We start from the raw sequence: 18271 nt of genomic DNA on the forward strand, positions 1-18271 counted from the left end.
GTACTGGACGTTCGTATCCGGACAGGGCTTTCACGTTTATGCTACCCCGGCCACTTAGCGTTGTCCTGAGTCCGTCCAGCAACTCCATAGATCCACTGAGGCCGGGTTGCTGACGGGTGGCCCTAGCCACTCGCTCATCTCATGACATTGTTGATCGAAGCATAACTGATAGTCACCTGCTTGCGGGGTGCGTCCCAGACTCAGAGGCTGCAAGGGCGGCAGGTGACGTTGATAGTGCCAACTGCCTTTTTCCAACCTGGCCTCCGGGGGAATCTCCATACCCGCGCCATTCCCTTTGACCCTGGCCTCGGTGAGCACAAGTCCCTGTTCTGAGACACGATAGTCTTCCTCCCAACGGATTTTTTCGATTGTGTGATTCCAAGCCAGTGTAAAGCTTGAGATTGGGAGTTGGGCCCAGGCGACACCCGCCAGCCCCAGGCACAAGCCGATCATGCTCTGGCCAGTCCGCCACGGCGAGACCGCCAGACATGCTGAAGTATCAGCATCACACCCAGCACAAAACCGACTTCGTCGGTCAACGGCAGCGCAACGACCAATAAAGCACCTGCCGCGAAACACAATAAACGCTCCCAAACCGGCATCTTCTGTTGCAGATAACCTGTGGACGCCATTCCCCAAAGGCCAACGGCCAACATCGTCTTGACCAACATATAGGCCGTCATCCACAAATTGTCGCCTTGCATCATGAGCGCAGGGTTGTAGACCGCCATGAACGGAATGACAAAGCCAGCCAATGCAATACGAACCGCCCACAGACTGATCTTGAATCCTGTTTCCTTGGCGATGGGCGCTGCGGCAAAGCATGCCAAAGCAACCGGTGGCGTAAGGTCTGCAAGAATTCCGAAATAGAAAACGAACATGTGCGACACGATCAGCGGCACACCCAACTCAAGCAGAGCAGGTGCTGCAATCGAACTGGTAATGATGTAGTTGGGAATCGTCGGGATACCCATGCCCAACACAAGGCAGGTAATCATCGTCAGTATGAGTGACAACAACAAGTTATCCCTGCCGATTGCCAGTATGTAACCAGCGAAAGTCGAGGCTATCCCCGTCAATGACACTACGCCGATGATGATTCCCACTAGCGCGCAAGCAATCCCGACCGGTACAGCATGACGAGCACCTTCGACTAACGCATTCAGGCAAATACTCAGGGTTGCTCGGCCTCCCTGAATGAACCAGCAGATGACCACTAACGTGGCGATCACCGCAAAGATCACGCTAATACCCAACTGGAAAAAACCGACGCAGAGGACACCAAGCGCGATCCAGAACGCACACCGCAACGCGAAACTGGACACCCGGAGAATGATTGCCGAACCGAGAATAACGATGGCTGTTAGCGCCAGACCCACCATTCCGGAGAACAGCGGAGTACGTCCGGAAAACAGCAGGTAGACCAGGACAAAAAGCGGAATCAGCAAATACCAGCTTTCCTTTACCGCACCCCATGCGCTGGGACATTGGTCTTTGGGTAACCCCTTAAGGTCGGAGCGTTTTGCCTCAAGGTGAACCATCCAGAACACCGAACCGAAATACAGGATGGCTGGAATTAACGCAGCTTTGGCGATCTCTACAAACGGGACATTAATTGTTTCCGCCATAATAAACGCGACAGCCCCCATCACAGGCGGCATCAGTTGGCTGCCCATGCTCGAAGTCGCCTCTACGCCACCAGCAAATGCTGCCTTGTAGCCGAAGCGCTTCATCAATGGAATCGTGAACTGCCCGGTTGTGACAACGTTCGCAATGCCTGAGCCTGTGATCGTCCCCATCAAAGCCGATGACGCGACCGATACTTTTGCCGGCCCCCCGAGTTTGTGGCCAAACAATCCCATCGCGAAGTCAGTGAACAATTTGATCATTCCCGCCTGTTCGAGGAAGGACCCGAACAAAATGAACAGGAAAATATAGGTAGCGGAAACGTAGGTTGGTGTCCCGTAGAGACCTTCGGTGCCGAATGACAACTGGTTGACGACTTGATCGAATCCGTAGCCTCGATGAGCCAGGTCGCCTGGCAGGTATTCACCCAATAGACCGTAGGCCAGAAACAATCCACAGATGACAGGCAAAGCGATCCCCATCACCCGACGCGCCGCCTCAAACACCAAGGCGATCAATACCAGCCCAACCACCATGTCAGCTGTAGTCAGGTCACCTGAACGCTGGATCAAATCCGCCTCGAAGAACCATTGATACAAAGCAGTGGTAATCCCCGCGAGGCTCAATATCCAGGCCAGCGGCTGCCAAGGACGTGCTCTGCCATACGCCGGGTAACTCAGAAACACCACCCACAACAGGAAACCAACGTGCACCGCGCGCAGCACCTGGCTGGAAACCGGCGCAAACGCAGCGGTGACAATCTGGAAAACTGAAAACAACAACGCCACGTAGAACAGCGTCTTAGGCCAGTCGCGTGGGTTGGCGGCGATGCCATGATGATCTTCGCTCATTGGGTACCTGCCTCAAAACTACATAGAAGGGTACGAACCGCTCTATCGCTCTAGCGACCATCCCCGTGGCGCATTTTTGGATTACAGCGCTCCAGCTTCCTTGTAGTAGCGCTCGGCACCGGGGTGAAGTGGAATGGGTAGGTTCCTGGCAGCATTTTGCAACTTGATGTCCTTGGCGGCTGAGTGAGAATTACCCAGGCGAGTGAGGTTTTCGAACATCAGCTTGGTCATCTGGTAGGCAACATCCTCCGAGACGTCCTCGCGCGTCACAAAAATATTAGTGATCGCCACAGTAGGCACTGACTCAGGTTGTCCGTCATAGGTATTGGCTGGAATTTGTGCAGGCTGATAAGCGGCATTGCCGATTTTCGTAACCACATCAGGAGGGATCGCGACGTAGTTCAATGGCATGGTTGAGGAAAGGTCGCGGATGGCCGCCATGCCTAACCCCGAGGACTGAAGCGTGGCATCTAACTGACGGTTTTTGATCAGCTCTACCGACTCCGCGAAGGGTAGGTATTGGACTTTGCTCATGTCTTCGTACGTCAATCCCGCCGCTTTGAAAATCGCACGTGCGTTCAGTTCGGTACCGGACTTCGGGGCGCCGACGGAGATGGTTTTCCCTTTCAAATCCGCCAAGGTTTTGATGCCGGACTCTTTATTCGCAACAATTTGAATGTAGTTCGGATAGGCGCCTGCAATCGCTCGCAACTTTGTCAGCGGGGCCTTGAATCCGGCATCTTCCACTCCGTTTTTTGCATCAGCCACAGAGTCCCCAAGCGCCAGAGCGAGCTCCCCACGACCAGCTTGTAAAAGGTTGAGATTTTCCACCGAGGCTTTGGTCGCCTGGACAGAAGTCTTCGCCCCCGGTATCCCATCGCTGTATATCTGGGACAGCCCAACCCCAATGGGGTAATAAACCCCGCTAGTCCCCCCGGTAAGAATATTTATGAACACAGGTGCGGCGTTAGCTGCGCACGAGACTGTCAACGCAGCGGTGGCCGCAAAGAGGCTAAAGCGACTGGTTACTCGCATGGAAAACTCTCCGTCTTGTTATGGCTTTATGCAGAGTCTTACCACTGTAGTCGAAACCAACGACTTGAGGGGAAAACTGAGTTGGCCTGATAACCCGACGCCACGTGCAGACTTGGCAAAAAACCCGATACCGATAGGGAGCAGAGCGAATCGTCACTCGGCCACTCATTTCTATTCGGCAGGTCTACCACTCAGGACATGCTGCACTCGCCGCATGAGCTGCTCAGAATCGAAGGGTTTCTTGAAGTAGCCCACGGCCCCCAGTTCCCGCGCTTTTACTTCGGGAGTCTCACCGATGCAGGCGGTAATGAATATCACCGGAAACCGCATGTCGCGCGCCAGCAACTGTTCCAGCATTTGCAAGCCATTCATCCCCGGCATGCGAATATCCGAAATCATGCATGAGGTCGAATCCAGCGCATAATCGGCCAGACATTCCTCGGCACAGGTATAGGTTCGCGTCACATATCCCATTGACCTCACCAGACTGTCCAGCGACATGCGAAGTGTGTCGTCGTCGTCAACGATCGAAATGATTGGAATATTTGACAATTAGTTCAACCTTGAGGTTATGGGAGCTGATTGACAGAACTCCACTTGTGTTAAGACGCGCATCCGCACCTCAATATTCATGCTGCTTCAGAAAATCATCAAACACGCGAAACGTTTGCGGCACCGCGCTTCGGCTAAAGACAGACAGCGACAAAGTCGATGACACGGCTCTCGATGGCCATGTCCAACGAATCGGGGAATGTCGCCCCCCTGAACACTTGGAACAGAGTGCCAGATAAACGTAAATATTTATGGGCAATTAGGTATGGTCACATTATATGAAAGTATAGTTTGTCAGAGCTCGTAACTTCTACCCGTGGTTGTTGAATAGCACCTTCCTGCCCAGTGCGACGACCTACTATCAATTGTCAAATTCCACCCTACAATCCGAAAAAATAAATAACACGCCAGTTCATGATGCTCATTGGCAAGCCAGCACCTGAAAAGCCCCAAAAACACATTAAATACGCCTAAATTAATACTAAAGACTGATCAACTCATACGAACATGCCTCCGAAAAACCCCTAGGCATAAGTGACTCGCCTATTCATTCCGTTATTATTCGATCAACGCTGAAAAAACGACATACCGTCGTTTTTATGCGCTCAACGCGATACCGCTCCGTTTGGAATTGACACTCCCGGTTTGATACCTCCTTTTCAAAGCGGGCTTTAGCGCTCTTTTTACCGAAAGAGCGCTTTTTTTATCAATACGAAGTTGCGCATTTTTTTATAACCGAATTACACAAATGCAGCGCACGCGCTTGCTGTGTGAATTCAACAGGCAAACGCCGAGGTGATTCATGGGTGAATACCGAAGATTATGGTGGATTTTGATCGGCATTCTTGGGGTTACGTTCTGCCTGCTAGGCTGGTTTGGGCGCGAGATCTATCGCCAGGCGCCACCGATTCCGCAATACATACAGAGTGTCGACGGCCACACGCTGTTCAAGGCCGATGACATTCTGGATGGGCAAACGGCCTGGCAGAGTGTCGGTGGCATGCAGCTGGGATCCATCTGGGGGCACGGCGCGTACCAGGCACCGGACTGGACGGCAGACTGGTTGCATCGCGAGTTACTTGCCTGGCTCGAACTGGCGGCGACTGACAGCTATGACAGACCCTTTGCCGAGCTGGGTGAAGAGCAACAGGCCTTTTTACAACATCAGCTCAAGCGTGAGTACCGCAGCAATCGCGTGATTGACGGCACGTTGGTACTCAGCGCTCGCCGCAGCCAGGCAATGGAGCAGACAGCGACGTATTACGATGCCCTGTTCGGCGGCGATCCCACCCTGCACAGCAGCCGTCAAAGCTTCGCGATGAAAGAGGTAACCCTGCCGGACCCTGCACGGCGCAAGCAAATGACCCGCTTCTTTTTCTGGACAGCGTGGGCAGCCGCGACCGAGCGAGACGGCCAGAACGCCACGTTTACCAACAACTGGCCTCATGAACCCCTGATCGGTAATACACCGACGGCCGAAAACATCATCTGGTCGATGGCCAGTATCATCATGCTGGTGGCGGGAGTGGGCTTCCTCGTTTGGGCGTGGGCGTTTTTACGCAAGCACGACGACGCTGAACCCGTTGCACCCGCCCGAGACCCCATCAGCCTGGTGACCTTGACGCCCTCGCAGAAAGCCTTGGGCAAGTACCTGTTGCTGGTCGGCGCCCTGTTCGGGTTTCAAGTGATGATGGGTGGATTGACAGCCCACTACACCGTCGAGGGGCAAGATTTCTACGGGATCCCGCTGTCCAAGTGGTTCCCCTACTCCCTCACTCGCACGTGGCATCTACAGAGTGCGATGTTCTGGATCGCCACCGGCTTTCTCGCCGCCGGGCTGTTCCTTGGCCCGATCATCAACGGCGGAAAAGATCCGCGGTGGCAAAAGCTCGGCGTCGATCTGCTGTTTTGGGCGCTAGTGGTGGTCATCATCGGCTCTTATTGCGGCAACTTTCTCGCCATCGCCCAGTTGTTGCCAGCCGAGTGGAGTTTCTGGCTTGGGCATCAGGGCTATGAATATGTCGATCTGGGCCGGCTGTGGCAGATCGGAAAATTCGCCGGTATCGTCTTCTGGCTGGTGCTGATGTTGCGTGCCATGATCCCCGCGCTACGCAGCCCGGGCGATAAAAATCTGCTGGCGCTGCTCGCATGCTCGGTGGTTGCTATCGGCCTGTTTTACGGAGCCGGACTGTTTTATGGCGAACGGACTCACCTTTCGGTAATGGAGTACTGGCGCTGGTGGGTGGTGCATCTGTGGGTCGAAGGTTTTTTTGAAGTTTTTGCTACCAGTGCGCTGGCATTCATCTTCACCAGCATGGGCCTGGTCTCGAAGAGAATGGCGACGACCGCCACGCTCGCGTCCGCGTCGTTGTTCATGCTCGGCGGTGTACCCGGCACGTTTCACCACATCTACTTCTCCGGGACTACTACGCCGGTCATGGCCGTAGGGGCGACATTCAGCGCTCTGGAAGTCGTGCCACTGATTCTGCTGGGGCATGAAGCATGGGAAAACTGGCGTCTGCGCGACCGCGCCCCGTGGATGGAACGCGTGCGTTGGCCATTACAGTTTTTCGTAGCCTGCGCCTTCTGGAACATGCTCGGTGCCGGAGTCTTCGGTTTCCTGATCAACCCGCCAATCGCGCTGTTCTACATACAAGGTTTGAACACCACCCCGCTACATGCCCACGCTGCCCTGTTCGGTGTCTATGGCTTCCTGGCGCTGGGGTTTGGCTTGTTGATCCTGCGCTACATTCGCCCCGACCTGCGGTTCAACAATCGCCTCATGACCGTTGGGTTCTGGTGGCTGAACGCGGGCCTGCTGCTGATGATTTTCACCAGCCTGCTGCCCATCGGCCTGATGCAGTTCTACGCCAGCGCCAGCCAGGGTCTGTGGTATGCACGCAGCGAAGCGTTCATGCAGCAAGACTTGATGCAGACGCTGCGCTGGATGAGAACCATTGGTGATGTGGTGTTCATGGTGGGTGCCTTCGCCGTCATTGCACAGATCACTCGCGGGTTAATGTGGACATCGTCGAAAGCGCTGGTGAGTGAGGCTGCGTAACGGTCCAGCGGTAAATGGGCGTCGCCCCTCGGCGACGCTGACCGCGACGGTCAACCTGCGCCATTGTTAAAGGGAAAAAACATGCTGCTCACGCGACTTTGCAAACGTTTCCTGGAGTCAGACCGGCTGGCGTTTATCGCCTCTGTATCGGCGGCAATCACTATCTCCGTCATCAATCTTTTGATTGACTCGGATCTCGCGCATGCCGTGCTCTACATCACGCTGTTGTTCATGTCGGCGCATGTTTTTTCGATCCGGACAGTGACCATTGTCGCGCTGTTCTGCTTCCTCCTGGTCACCGGCAGTTTCATCATCGATTACTTCTACCAAGCCACAGGCAGCATTGTTGGCTACATCAGGTGCCTTGTCTCGCTGGTGACCATCACCTTGCTGACTGTACGCAGCAAATGGTCGACCAATGAATTGCGCCGCAATCAGGCTTTTCTGACCGGGGCGCAACGTTTGAGCCGGACCGGGAGCGTCGGGTTGCGCTTCGATCACGGCCAATGCAAAGAAATACGCTGGTCCGAGGAAGCCTTTCGCATCTACGGTTACCCTCGGGATATCGAGCCGTCCTGGGCGCTGATGACGGCAAGGCTGCACCCGGAAGATCACTTGCTGGCTGGCGGACTGTTTACCCGACTGGCGGCCGGGGTGCCGGACATTGAACTGGAACAGCGCTTGATCATGCCGGATGGCAATTGCCGCTACGTGCAGATGGTTTTTAACGCCATCAACCTGAGCAATAGCGCCCATAGTCGCGAGTACGTGGCGGCGGTGATGGACATCACCTCGGAGCGCCAAGCCGAGCAGGCGTTGTTCGACTCCCGAGCTCAGCTGGCGCATGTCACCCGGATGACATCGCTGGGTGAACTCGCCGCCTCCATCGCCCATGAAGTGAACCAGCCGCTGGCAGCGATCGTTTCCAGCGGAGAGTCGTGCATGCGCTGGATCGACCGTGATAAACCGGAACTGAAAGAGGCAAAGTTGTCTCTGAATCGCATCATCCAGAGTTCGATGCGCGCCAGTGACGTCATCACCGGCATCCGTGCGTTGTCGAAGAAGTGCGTTCCACAACGTCAACATCATGCCTTCGACAAAATCGTGACTGACACTCTGCTGCTGGTTCAGCACGAGATGAGTCATAAACACATCAAACAGCATTTGTCGCTGGATGCCGCCGACGCTCGCATCAATGGCGATCGCGTGCAGTTGCAACAAGTCATCATCAATCTCGTCATGAACGCCTGCCAGGCCATGGGCAATCTGTGTGAAGGAGCGCGCTCGCTGAACATTTGCACGAGGGTTGAGCGCAACGAAGTGATCATAGAAGTCAATGACAGCGGCGAAGGCATTGATGTCGCCGATTTGCCGTCACTGTTCAACCCGTTCTATACCACCAAGGCTGAAGGGCTGGGCATGGGGCTGTCTATTTGCCGCTCGATCATCGAATTTCATGACGGCAGGATCTGGGCCACGAGCATCAAGGGACAAGGCGCTACGTTTATGTGCGCCTTGCCACTGCTCTTGCCAGAACCGCCCGTCTTGAACCCGGCCCAGGACACCGACACTGACACCCAGTGGTCGACGGATTTGGGCGTCAGTTTCGGTTGAAACTGAGGCGAACAAGCGGTGCTGGCCGCCACCTTTGGGGATTTACACCTGCGGGCCAGCAGAGGCCTGATCGCGGGTTTTCCACAGCGACAGCAGCACACCGCTCAGCAGCAACCCCAGGGTCACGCTCAAGGAAATGACCGCCGGAATCTTGCCGATGATGCCGACCAGGAAGATCTTGGCACCGATAAACACCAGCACCAGTGCCAGCGCGTACTTGAGGTAGGCGAAACGGTGAATCATCGCCGCCAAAGCGAAATACAACGCACGCAGACCAAGGATGGCAAAGATGTTGGAGGTGTAGACAATGAAGGGGTCTTGGGTAATGGCGAAGATCGCCGGCACACTGTCCACGGCGAACACCAGGTCGGCACACTCGATCAGCACCAGGGCCAGGAACAACGGCGTCACCCAGACCACGGACTTGCCGCTGGCGTCCGCCTGGCGGACGAAGAAGCGCCCTTCATGCAGTCGCTCGGTCACCCGCATGTGTCTGCGCAGAAACTTCACCAGCAGGTTTTCGCTGAGGTTCGGCTGGGCATCGACCTTGCTGAACAGCATCTTCACGCCGGTCAGCAGCAGGAAAATGCCGAACACATAGAGAATCCAGCTGAACTCGGCGATCAGCGCCGCCCCCAGGCCAATCATGATCGCACGCAGCACAATGACACCGAGAATGCCCCAGAACAGCACCTCGTGTTGATACTTACGGGGGATTGCGAGAAAGCTGAAGATCATCGCCATCAGGAATACGTTGTCCATCGACAACGATTTCTCGATCAGAAAGCCGGTGTAGAAATCCATCCCGGCGTCAACACCCTTGACTTGCCAGACCCAGAGGCCGAACAGCAAACCAGCCGTGATATAGCCGGCTGACAGCAGCAGACTTTCACGAACACCGATTTCTCGCTGCTCGCGGTGCAGCACCCCGAGGTCGAACACCAACAGGCCTATTACGATGCTGATAAAGGCGAGCCACAACCAAGTGGCGGTGCCGAAAAACTCGGCCAGGAAGAACGGTTCCAGGGCAGTCATAAGCCCCTCCTCTAGGTGTCGAAGTTATACAAACTGCAACTCCGACATGGCAGCGGTTAGCTGTCAGAGGGGCCCGGCATTGCGAGTTCAAATCTAGAGAGGCGTGTGGGGTTTCTCAATCACGCAAGGTTTGCGAGTTATTTCAAATCGGTAGGTCGTAGCGGAAGTTGGAGTGCCGATAGGCAGAGATCCTATCTGCATGCAGAGGCATCACCCTGGACGCAGGCGGACCGCTTATCGCCGATTCTGCAACTCGCAAGCGACTGCTGCAGGCCCAATAGCAGTCGCTCGAGCACGATCGCCACTCAGCGTGTCTCGTCCTGCCCTGCCCCATCCCTCGAATGGATCACCAGGTAGCTGTCGACGGCATCGTCAATGGTGGGAAAGAATGCCGTTTCGCCAAGTCGCGCGAAAAGACCGAATCGCTTCAGCTTGTCTTTGACCGGGTCCTTCATCTCAGCCATGCACAACTTGATGCCTACTGCGCGCAGGGTTTCGTCCAGCTCCAATAGCATGTCGGAAGAAGTGACGTCGACACTGGTGACGGGTTCCGCTGCAACGACTAACCAGCGCACGGGCGTTGGCGATGCCGCCACTGCGTCCAGCACGCGGTCATTGAACAGCTCGGCGTTGGCGAAAAACAACGGCGCATCCCAGCGAAACAGCACCAGGCCGGGGATGAGGCTTGCGTCGGGATAGCGCTGGATATCGTGGTAGCCCTTGACCCCCTTGGCTTGTCCCAGCACTGCGGAATACGGCCGCCAACCATCCCACAGAAATTCGATGACGGCGACCACGATGGCCAGGCCGATGCCCTCGATTGCGCCGAACACCGCCACGCCGACAGTGCAGACGATCGACAACCAGAACTCCCAGCGCTGGATGCGATAAATGCGTCGCAGGTCAGCGACTTCAATCAGACCGATGGCCGACGCGATCACCACCGCTGCCAATGCACTGCTGGGCAAACTCTGCAACAGGTCCGGCCCCACCATCAGCAGCAGGGCCACGGCCAATGCGCCGACAACGCCGGTCAACTGGGTTTTGGCGCCCGCAGCTTCGGCGACAGGGGTACGAGAGGAACTGCTACTGATCGGAAAGCCTTGAAAAAATCCGGCCGCCAGATTGGCAAAACCGAGCCCTGCCATCTCCTGGTTCGGATCGACGTGGGTTCTGGTCCGTGCTGCATAGACACGAGAGAGCACACTGGTGTCGGCGAACGACACAAGTGCGACGGCGCAGCCGCCGATGAGCACGGGGATAATATCGGCTCGGGTGATCCAGGGGATGGTCAACTCCGGTAAACCTTGTGGAAGCGAACCGAGTACCGACACTCCCGCGCGTGTACCAAGGTCCAGCATACCGACAGCGACAGTGGCGCCTGCCACTGCAATCAAGATGCTCGGCACGCGTTTGTAATCCTTGAGTAGCAGGATCACGATCAAGGTGGCTGCGCCGATCATGAACGCGGTCCAGTTGGTCTTTCCTTCCATCACCGCGGTGACGACGGCCCATATGTTTCTCAGCGGGCCGTCTGACTCAATCGAAAAACCGAAGAGCTTGGGTAATTGGCTGATGAGTACAGTCAGCGCGATGCCGTTCATGTACCCGTAACGGATCGGTTTGGACAGCAACTCCGTAATGAACCCTAAGCGCATGATACCCGCCAGGATGCACACCGTTCCTGAAACGATCGCCATCATGCCCGCCAGTGCGATGGCGCGTTGTGGATCGCCGCCCGAAAGGGGCAGGACGACCGCGAGAATAACGGCGGCCAGTGAAGAATCCGGGCCAAGCACCAGAATTCGGCTGGGCCCAAACAACGCGTAAGCGATCAGAGGAACGATGGTCGCATAGAGGCCATAGATGCCGGGCACGCCCGATGCCACGGCATAGGCGATGCCAACGGGCACCAACATCGTGGTGAGCACCAACCCGGCCATGATGTCGTGACGCAACCAGGCAACCCGGTACCCGCGTAGCGTGCGAAGTCCAGGAAGCCAGCGACCCCACCCGGTTTCATTACCGACACCGCGACGTGCAATCCGGCCCGGTTCAGGGACGGGAGGCAAAGAATCCGAATTGCTCATAGCGCTGTGGCCTGCGGTAATGTGATTAGACAGTAGCTCAATCAGGCAAATTGTCCCGTCCTGATGCCCGATTCCGAGGGGGCGAATGCCGGGGTCGGTAGCTGCCAATGATGAAATGCAGCTAACGGCCAAGCGGATATCCGCCAAATGTCCACCGGCAGTGAACACGCGCTGGTCGCTGGTTTCGGCATTCGGCAAATTCGCGCGAAAAAGACGGCTAGACAGTCGGCACCGTTCCGCCGTCGATGACAAACTCACTGCCCGTGATAGATGAAGCTCGAGGCGAAGCCAGAAAGCCAATCAGGTCGGCAACCTCTGACGGCGTCGATGGGCGCCCGAGCGGGATGCCCCCTAGTGCTTCCATGATGATCTGCTTGCCGCCTTGATAGTCAGTCCCTGCCTCCTGCGCGAGTCGCTCGGCCAATGCGACCGAGGCTTCGGTTTCAACCCAGCCTGGCGAAACCCGGACAACACGGACGCCTTTGGGCGAAACCTCTTTCGATAAACTCTTGCTGTAAGTCGAAAGCGCAGCCTTGGCCGCTGCGTAGGCTGTCGTAGCGGCCGGCAGAGGCAGCCGACTCTGGATGGAGGTCACGTGGAGGATGACCCCTTCCTTTCGCTCCAGCATATCCGGGAGCAAGGCACGATCCAGGCGCACGGCCGGAAACAGATTCAGATTGAGCTCACGTTGCCACTGCTCTTCGTCCAGTGCAGCGAAGCCGCCGCCAGGTGCCGACGAACCACCCAGGACATGGATGATGATGTCCACACTGCCCAGTCGCTGTCGGGTCGCGGCGATGACTGCATCACAGCCTTCCCGGGTCGAAAGATCGGCCAGAACCAACAGGCCATCCGGCAGGGCACTGTTTGGCTCCCGAGCAGAGGTAATCACCTTCGCGCCCTCGGCCAGGAACAGGTCGACCACGGCCTTCCCGATGCCCTTGGTGCCTCCGGTGACGAGGACTCGCTTACCACTCAAGCCAAGGTTCAGCATGGCGTGATCTCCAAGGAGGCTATGCGATCGCTCTCCAGCGTGAAGACGTGACTCAGCTGAACCGGGCTACCGGGAAAATGGCCGGTAAGCCGTGCAATGACGGTCAGCCTGCCCTCTCCCTGCATTGCCTGCAGAGGTTGAACGTCAAAAGAGAAAGCCCGCCGGACCTCCCTCTGCCAGACTTCGATGGCCTGAATGCCTTCATGCGTTTTGTTTTCATCGAACACCCTGGCATGCGAGCAGAAGCAGCTCGCAAGTTGTGATAGGTCGCCGCCATTGCTGACATCGAAGTACGTCTCAACGGCGACGGGAAGCTTAAGGCTCATTTGCTGATCTCCTGGATGGATTACCTGGAGTGATCTTGCGACCTGACTGATAGTTTGCTCAACTGGGATAAACTTTATGACCTATCCCATAATCCAGGACAATTCATGTCAGACCCTCGTTTAGGCCTGAGCGAGCTGGACGCCGTTATAGCGGTTGCCCGCAGGGCTTCGTTTCGACAAGCTGCCATCGATCTGAATGTCTCAACCATCGCGTTAAGCAGCACCATCGCTAAACTGGAAGCAAGCCTCGAAACGCGGTTGTTCAATCGCACGACCCGCAGCGTGGCCGTCACCGAGGCCGGCAGGATTTTTCTGGAGCAGGTGGGGCCGGCCCTGCAGGATTTGCGCGCGGCGCTCGACGCGGTGCGATCTCACAATGCCGGCCCTTCGGGTACGCTGCGCATCAATGCGTTCGCCAGCGCTGCTCGAACAGCACTCCTGCCATTGGTGGTGGAATTCTTGCGGCATCATCCGAAGGTACACATCGACCTTGTCACCGAAGGCCGCCTGGTGGATATCGTCGCTGATGGCTTCGATTTCGGCGTACGTTCCGCGAGCCTCGTGCCGAGCGATATGATCGTGATCCCCCTCGGCCTGCCGCAACGGTACGCCGTGGTCGGTACACCGGCGTACTTCGACCAATACGGCAGGCCACGAACACCGCCTGATCTGCTCAACCATCGGTGCGTGCGTGTCCGTCTACCCAATGGGGCGATTTTCCCATGGCATTTCGAGCGAGATGGAGAAGTGACCAGGCTCGATGTGAACGGGCCGCTCACGCTTGATGAACCGAGCGTCGTCAAAGCAGCGGTGCAGGAAAGCATGGGGCTCGGCTTTTTCATGGAGCAGGACGTCCGGGATGAAATCGAGGCCGGACAGTTCGAGCGGGTATTGGAAGATTGGACGCCGCCCAGAGACAAGCTCTGCCTGTACTACCCTAACCGCCGCAACCCCTCCGCCGCGATCAAGGCATTCATCGCCCTGGCTCGCGCCAAACCGCTCGCCAAAGATGGACCCGCGTAACGTCGCCCATCGATTGTACAAACGAGCCACACACACCGATTAACCTGGCGCTACTCGGCATCAGGCGATCAAACCCAGCGTCAATCCTTTCAGGGTCGCGGCGGCTCGGGTCGAGCATTCCAATTTGCGAAATATGCTTTCCATGTGGGTGCGAACAGTGCTCGGACTGATGTCCAGCAGTCGCGCCACCTGCTTGTTACTAGCGCCACGGCTGATTTCCAGGAGCACGTCACACTCGCGTGCGGTGAGTAACGAGCCCTTCGGCTGATGAGTCCGACGCTCGCCACGGGCAGCGGCGATAACCGCGTCACAAACATCCTTGTCGAACAAGCCACCGGCGGCATCCTGTGCGAGCAGACTGGCCGCCTCCGATTCGCCATAGGCCGTCCTCCATGGCCGGGCTTCCCTTAGTGCGACCCAGGCCACGGAGGTGGCGAACAGTCGGTGCTCGGCACACAGTGCATCACCCATCACACCTCGAAAATAACCACTGCCATTCAGCCGTTCGTAAGCATGGGCTGCAATCTCCGCAGACACGGCCAGCTCACTGATAGGCCTCAGCGCCTGCTGCGTCCAGTAGGGGACGAGGTGCACCCGCTCCACGGCGCTATAAGAAAGCGCCCCGGCGGTATTCCAGAGCTGGTTGGAAACGGCTGCCCGGCCGAGACCGTAAACGAGCGCTGCCTTGCCGATCGCAGTCAGGGAGGGTTCATCTAGCCCCCACGAACGTGCAGCCTCCATCGCAACATGCGCCACCCGCCGCGAATGCCCCGCCAGCCAAGGTAGCTTCAAGTCAATCACGTCCCCCACCAATGTCAGCGAGACCGAACGTTCGGCCTGCGCGTCGGCCGGGTGTTGCGAGAGGCCTTCCAGGTCTGCCAGCCACTCCCTGGCGTTATCCATGAGCAACGACGCTAGGGAGGCGGGATAACGCCGATCCGACTGGTCGCGAATCCAGCGCAGCGCCGCGTCGAGGCCATGTGCTCGACTGAGAATATCCAGATCACCTGCAAGCACCACCTGATAGGCAACCTCCGGAATGTGTTCATGGGTCAAGCCCAGCGGTCGGCCAGTCCCATCGTAGGTTTCGAATACGCCGCACAAGCCGGCCTCGACAGCGGCACCCAGTTCGAGGGTTCTCGCGACTTCGCCAGAGACCTCGCAGTGCACCACGGCAAGCGGGATCGCCTGATGCACCGCGTTCATCTTCTCTTTGCTCAGGGTCAGATCGAGCATCGCACGGCGGCCATCGACGTCATCACCCAGCAGATTTGCAAACCCTTCGGCGTTGGCGGTGCAACCTGACCAGCGCAGCAAGGCGACCTGCTCCGCTACCCTCTGATGCTCGCCCTCGCCGTGTGCGGCCTGCGCCAACCTCCGCGCCAGTGCGGCAACGCGTCGGGAATGCCCGAGAGGCTGTCCCATGCTGAGGTCCCCGACCTGGCCAATCGCCCGCAACGCTCCGCTCAATGAGATGTCCAGGTGCAACGCGCTATCCATGAAAAAATGCCTTGGGTCGGATAAATGACCGATGCCCACGAAGCAGGCCAGTCAGCAGAATTTGAGCTCCCACACAGGAGCTGATGCAATGAAAACATTCAGATCGAAAGCCGCCACCGTCGCCTTTGCCCTTGCAAGCACATTGGTCGCGGGTGTCAGTCAGGCCAAAGATACAACGCCTTCGGTGGTCATCGTACACGGCGCATTCGCCGACGGCTCCGATTGGGCCAAGGTCGTGCCGCTTCTTCAGGCCAAAGGGGTTGCAGTTTCGGTCGTGCAAAACCCGCTCACCTCGCTTGCCGACGACGTCGCTGCGACGCAAAGAACCTTGAACAATCAGCCAGGCCCGGTCGTTCTGGTCGGTCACTCCTGGGGCGGCACCGTGATTACTCAGGCCGGCAGCGACGAAAAAGTCCGCGCCCTGGTGTACGTCGCCGCCTTTGCGCCTGATGCCGGTCAAACAAGCGGCGAGCAAGGAAAAGGCGCGCCCACGCCTCCGGGCATCAGCCAGATCAAGGCTGACGGCAACGGTTTCCTCTACTTGACGCCAGAAGGCATGGCCAAGGACTTCGCCCAGGACCTCCCTGCGACGCAGACCGCCGTGATGACCGCGACGCAAGGCCCCATCAAAGCCTCCGCGTTCGAGGATAAAACGACCGTTTCGGCCTGGAAGACCAAACCGTCGTGGTATCTGCTCGCCACAGAGGACCGGATGATCCATCCCGATGTCCAGCGCTCTGCCGCCAAGCGTATCGGCGCCACCCTGGCGGAACTGCGCACCAGCCATGTTCCCCAGCAGTCGCAGCCAGCCGAAGTGGCCAAGGTGATTCTCGAGGCAGTGAAAAAAGTCGGCGAGCAGTGATTGCTGCGTGCGGCGCCACTAAAAACCCTGAACTCAACCGCTGCATCGATACGGAACGGACGCATGAATCATCTGAGTGAGCGCAACTACGACTTCATCGTGTGTGGCGCAGGCACGGCGGGCTGCGTGGTTGCTGCCCGCCTTGCCCAACAGTCCAACGCACGCGTGTTATTGATTGAAGCAGGCAACGAATACAACGGCCCAGAGGTTGTAGAACCCGCGCAGTGGCCGCTGAACCTCGGTTCGGAGCGCGACTGGGCATTCGAAGGACAAGCCAATCCCCACCTCAACGGTCGTCGTCTTTCCTTGAACATGGGCAAGGGGCTCGGGGGTGGATCCAGCATCAACGTGATGGTCTGGGCACGCGGGCATCGATCGGACTGGGATCACTTCGCTGCCGAGTCCGGCGACGCTACCTGGGGATACGATTCGGTACTGGATTATTACCGGAGGATCGAGAACTGGCACGGCAGCCCGGATGCCGCACGGCGGGGTTCTGGTGGTCCCGTGCATGTCGAGCAGCCGGCTACGCCTCAGCCCCTCGCCAAGGCAATACTGGAAGCGGCCAGCCGTCTCGGTATTCCCCGATATGACAGTCCCAACGGCGCGATGATGGAAGGCCCGGGCGGGGCCGCGATCACCGATCTGCGCATCAATCAGGGCAGGCGCGAGTCCGTTTACGATTCCTATATCCGGCCACTGCTGAACCAACCGAATCTGACGGTTCTCACCGGCGCATTGGTGGCCCGTGTCCTTCTTGATGGCACACGGGCGGTCGGTGTCGAAGTGATCATCGAAGGGCAACGCCACTGCTTCTATGCCGAAGCCGAAGTCGTCTTGTCCCTCGGCGCGGTGAATACGCCCAAGGTGCTCATGCAGTCAGGAATCGGCCCGGAGCGCGAACTGCGCACCCATGGCATCGTTCCGATCAGTCACCTTCCCGGCGTGGGTCAGAATCTTCAGGACCATATTGCCTTTGCCTGTACCTGGGAATACTTGCGACCCCAAGCTGTGGGCGGCGGTGGTTGTGAAACCACTGTGTACTGGAAAAGCGACAGTCGCCTGGACGCCCCAGACCTGCTGCACTGTCAGCTTGAATTTGCGGTGCCCTCCCCGGCTGAAGTGGGTATCCCGCCGCCGCAACAGGGTTGGACGACGTTCGCAGGGCTGGCCAGGCCTGTCAGTCGAGGGCGCGTGCGCCTATCGGGCGCCGGGCCATTGGATGCACCGCTGATTGAGCCGAACTCGCTGAGCGCACCCGAGGACATTGCGTCGGCGTTTGCGTCGATCGACCTCTGCCGGGCAATCGGCAACAGCGAAGCCTTCAATGGGTTGGTAAAGCGCGAGGTGGTCCCCGGGCCAAAAGATCACCGCGCCATGGAGCAGTTCATGCGCAATTCTGCAGTGTCCTACTGGCACCAGTCCTGCACCGCGAAAATGGGCCGAGATGCGATGTCGGTGGTCGACCATCAACTCCGCGTGTATGGCATCGAGAAACTGCGGATCGCCGATGCCTCGATCATGCCGCGAATCACCGTTGGCAACACCATGGCTCCTTGCGTCGTCATTGGCGAGCGAGCAGCCGATCTCATCCTCGCGGCGCATGGAGTGATCGCTCCGGTCACAGCGCCACGCGGATAAAGCAATGAGAACACTGACAGCGGGCGGCGGTATCGCCGGCCTTGCAAAGAAAGGGAGGCAA

14 protein-coding genes are annotated in these 18271 nt (G+C 57.7%); 5 read left to right on the forward strand and 9 right to left on the reverse strand.

The annotated features are described in order from the left end of the window. Positions 1–54: 54 nt before the first annotated feature. The 4 genes from RHP74_RS16785 to RHP74_RS16800 form a co-directional block, all read right to left on the reverse strand. A complete protein-coding gene (locus RHP74_RS16785; RefSeq protein ID WP_145307829.1) occupies positions 55–453 on the reverse strand; it encodes a DUF1850 domain-containing protein in 399 nt (132 codons plus the stop codon). Then, complete coding sequence (locus RHP74_RS16790) at positions 450–2477, reverse strand: TRAP transporter permease (protein ID WP_145307832.1); 2028 nt, start codon at positions 2475–2477, stop codon at positions 450–452. The genes RHP74_RS16785 and RHP74_RS16790 overlap by 4 nt, the downstream gene beginning before the upstream one ends. Positions 2478–2558: 81 nt before the next feature. Beyond that, a complete protein-coding gene (locus RHP74_RS16795; RefSeq protein WP_083376616.1) occupies positions 2559–3512 on the reverse strand; it encodes a TAXI family TRAP transporter solute-binding subunit in 954 nt (317 codons plus the stop codon). A 171-nt stretch (positions 3513–3683) separates the two neighbouring features. Then, the gene (locus RHP74_RS16800; RefSeq protein WP_311095901.1) at positions 3684–4064 is read right to left on the reverse strand and encodes a response regulator; all 381 of its coding nucleotides are present in this window, start codon (positions 4062–4064) and stop codon (positions 3684–3686) included. An 802-nt stretch (positions 4065–4866) separates the two neighbouring features. Between RHP74_RS16800 and RHP74_RS16805 the strand changes: the two genes are divergently transcribed. Both RHP74_RS16805 and RHP74_RS16810 read left to right on the forward strand, forming a co-directional pair. Next, positions 4867–7125: a nitric-oxide reductase large subunit gene (locus tag RHP74_RS16805; protein ID WP_311095902.1), complete on the forward strand. Its 2259-nt coding sequence runs from the start codon at positions 4867–4869 to the stop codon at positions 7123–7125. Positions 7126–7206: 81 nt separating this feature from the next. Then, on the forward strand, positions 7207–8739 hold the full coding sequence (locus RHP74_RS16810) for an ATP-binding protein (RefSeq protein WP_311095903.1): 1533 nt from the start codon (positions 7207–7209) through the stop codon (positions 8737–8739). Between the two features lie 42 nt (positions 8740–8781). Here the strand turns inward: RHP74_RS16810 and RHP74_RS16815 are convergent, their stop codons facing one another. The 4 genes from RHP74_RS16815 to RHP74_RS16830 all read right to left on the reverse strand — a co-directional run bounded on the left by RHP74_RS16815 (position 8782) and on the right by RHP74_RS16830 (position 13184). Then, positions 8782–9774 (reverse strand): TerC family protein, encoded by a 993-nt coding sequence (locus RHP74_RS16815; RefSeq protein ID WP_311095904.1) that lies wholly within the window; start codon positions 9772–9774, stop codon positions 8782–8784. A 305-nt stretch (positions 9775–10079) separates the two neighbouring features. Then, a complete protein-coding gene (locus RHP74_RS16820) occupies positions 10080–11864 on the reverse strand; it encodes a sulfate permease (protein ID WP_311095905.1) in 1785 nt (594 codons plus the stop codon). A gap of 217 nt (positions 11865–12081) precedes the next feature. Beyond that, positions 12082–12858 (reverse strand): SDR family oxidoreductase, encoded by a 777-nt coding sequence (locus RHP74_RS16825; protein WP_311095906.1) that lies wholly within the window; start codon positions 12856–12858, stop codon positions 12082–12084. Beyond that, entirely contained in the window at positions 12852–13184 is a 333-nt protein-coding gene (locus RHP74_RS16830) for a nuclear transport factor 2 family protein (protein WP_172791098.1), read from the reverse strand. Before RHP74_RS16830 ends, RHP74_RS16825 begins: the two co-directional genes overlap by 7 nt. A gap of 105 nt (positions 13185–13289) precedes the next feature. Here RHP74_RS16830 and RHP74_RS16835 point away from each other — a divergent pair, with 105 nt between their 5' ends. Further along, positions 13290–14207: a LysR substrate-binding domain-containing protein gene (locus tag RHP74_RS16835; protein ID WP_311095907.1), complete on the forward strand. Its 918-nt coding sequence runs from the start codon at positions 13290–13292 to the stop codon at positions 14205–14207. A gap of 60 nt (positions 14208–14267) precedes the next feature. On the opposite strand, the gene RHP74_RS16840 is transcribed toward RHP74_RS16835, so the two are convergent. Further along, positions 14268–15707 carry an HD domain-containing phosphohydrolase gene (locus tag RHP74_RS16840; RefSeq protein WP_311095908.1) on the reverse strand — a complete coding sequence of 480 codons (1440 nt, stop codon included), beginning with the start codon at positions 15705–15707 and terminating at the stop codon, positions 14268–14270. An 88-nt stretch (positions 15708–15795) separates the two neighbouring features. Between RHP74_RS16840 and RHP74_RS16845 the strand changes: the two genes are divergently transcribed. After that, positions 15796–16569 (forward strand): alpha/beta hydrolase, encoded by a 774-nt coding sequence (locus RHP74_RS16845; protein ID WP_077747721.1) that lies wholly within the window; start codon positions 15796–15798, stop codon positions 16567–16569. Positions 16570–16632: 63 nt separating this feature from the next. After that, on the forward strand, positions 16633–18210 hold the full coding sequence (locus tag RHP74_RS16850) for a GMC family oxidoreductase N-terminal domain-containing protein (RefSeq protein ID WP_311095909.1): 1578 nt from the start codon (positions 16633–16635) through the stop codon (positions 18208–18210). The last annotated feature ends 61 nt before the right edge of the window (positions 18211–18271 follow it).

It is taken from the genome of Pseudomonas sp. SG20052, assembly GCF_031766055.1.
Taxonomy (GTDB): domain Bacteria; phylum Pseudomonadota; class Gammaproteobacteria; order Pseudomonadales; family Pseudomonadaceae; genus Aquipseudomonas; species Aquipseudomonas mandelii.